Annotated in this window: 1 protein-coding gene; it reads left to right on the top strand. The window is 68.2% G+C overall.

Going from position 1 to position 1,773, the window contains the following annotated elements:
* A partial coding sequence (locus ABZ749_RS34770) for a molybdopterin-dependent oxidoreductase (RefSeq protein WP_357235568.1) occupies window positions 1-1,773 on the top strand: 1,773 nt, incomplete at both ends.

Here is a 1,773-nt window from a genome sequence, read left to right as displayed (position 1 = left end):
GACGTCATCGTCATCCAGGGTTCGAACATGGCCGAAGCGCACCCGGTGGGTTTCCAGTGGGTGATGGAGGCCAAGCGTCGGGGGGCGAAGGTCTTCCACGTCGACCCGCGGTTCACCCGTACCAGCGCGCTGGCTGACTCGTACCTGCCGATCCGGGCGGGCACCGACATCGCGCTGCTCGGCGGTGTGGTGCGCTACATCCTCGACAACGAGTTGGACTTCCGGGAGTACGTCGTCGCCTACACCAACGCCGCGACGATCGTGACCGAGGAGTACGCCGACACCGAGGACATGCACGGCCTCTTCTCCGGCTTCAACGACGACAACGCCACCTACGACCAGGCCAGTTGGCGGTACGAGGGCCACCCGCAGGACCAGACGACCCGCGACAGCGAGACGCAGCGGGAGACGGCGGCCGGGCTGGAGAACGAGTCGCACGGCGCGCCCGTCGGCGGCGAGACCGAACGTGACGAGACGTTGCAGCACCCGCGCTGCGTCTACCAGATCCTCAAGCGACACTTCGCCCGCTACACCCCGGAGATGGTGGAACGGGTCTGCGGCATCCCGCAGGAGAAGTTCCTCGAACTGGCCCAGGCGTGGACGGAGAACTCCGGCCGGGACCGGACCGGCATGCTCGTCTACTCGGTGGGCTGGACGCAGCACAGCGTCGGCGTGCAGTACATCCGCACCGGCGCGATCATCCAACTCCTGCTGGGCAACGTGGGCCGCCCGGGTGGTGGGGTCATGGCGCTGCGCGGGCACGCCAGCATTCAGGGCTCCACCGACATCCCGACGTTGTTCAACCTGTTGCCCGGTTACCTGCCGATGCCCCACCACGCCGACCACCCGACCCTGGACAAGTGGGTGGACAGCATCGCGCACCCCGGGCAGAAGGGCTTCTGGGGCAACGCCCGCACCTACGGCGTCAACCTGCTGAAGGCGTACTGGGGTGAGGCGGCCACCGCCGACAACGACTACTGCTACGGGTACATGCCGCGGATGACCGGCGACCACGGCACCTACCAGCAGGTGCTCGACATGATCGACGGCAAGATCAAGGGCTATTTCCTGCTCGGGCAGAACCCGGCGGTCGGTTCGGCGCACGGCCGGGCGCAGCGTCTCGGCATGGCCAACCTCGACTGGCTCGTGGTCCGCGACCTGTTCGAGATCGAGAGCGCCACGTTCTGGAAGAACGCGCCGGAGCTCGAAACCGGCGAGATCACCCCTGAGGAGTGCCGCACCGAGGTGTTCTTCCTACCGGCCGCCTCCCACGTGGAGAAGGAGGGCACCTTCACCCAGACCCAACGGCTGTTGCAGTGGCGGGAGAAGGCCGTCGAACCGCCAGGCGACGCCCGCTCGGAACTCTGGTTCTTCTACCACCTCGGTCGCGTCATCCGGGAACGACTGGCGACGTCGACGAAGCCGCGCGACCGTGCGCTGCTCGACCTGGCCTGGGACTACCCCACGCACGGCCCGTACGCGGAGCCGAGCGCCGAGGCGGTGCTGCGCGAGATCAACGGGTACGACGTGGCCACCGGCCGGCCGCTGGCGTCGTTCACCGAGATGAAGGACGACGGCTCCACCCTCGGCGGTTGCTGGATCTACACCGGGGTGTACGCCGACGGCGTCAACCAGGCGGCCCGCCGCAAACCCGGCTCGGAGCAGTCCCTTGTGGCACCCGAGTGGGGTTGGGCGTGGCCGGCGAACCGGCGCATCCTCTACAACCGTGCCTCCGCCGACCCGGACGGCAACCCGTGGTCCGAGCGCAAACGC

This window comes from Micromonospora sp. NPDC047753, from assembly GCF_040642735.1.
Lineage (GTDB): Bacteria > Actinomycetota > Actinomycetes > Mycobacteriales > Micromonosporaceae > Micromonospora.
This window is presented reverse-complemented; position numbering and strand designations above follow the sequence as displayed.